Source organism: Sulfitobacter sp. CW3 (assembly GCF_019392245.1).
Lineage (GTDB): Bacteria > Pseudomonadota > Alphaproteobacteria > Rhodobacterales > Rhodobacteraceae > Sulfitobacter.
On record NZ_JAHXRL010000374.1, the window covers coordinates 1 to 257 of the forward strand.

The window sequence follows — 257 nt, forward strand, 5'->3', positions numbered from 1 at the left end:
GCATGGCCAGGCACGCGCCGGTGACCGCCGAGACCTCGTGGGCGATGACCATGCGGCAGAAATAGCCCGGATCCGCGTCGGCGACGCCGAGATGGCTGTGGCCGGCCACGCCCCCGATCCCGAGGACGATGCCGCCGTGCTGGATCGTGCGGTCCGGATAGAGGAGCTTGGCCCCGACGGCCCCGATCTCCGGCCGCACCGCGTGGCGGACCAGCTCGGCGAGCCAGCCGGGCTCGAGCACCTCGATGTCGTTGTTG

Annotated in this window: 1 pseudogene; it reads right to left on the reverse strand. The window is 72.0% G+C overall.

Annotated features, from left to right (window positions below):
- Window positions 1–257, reverse strand: a pseudogene (locus KZZ06_RS21465) (glycosyltransferase family 2 protein); the annotation flags it as partial.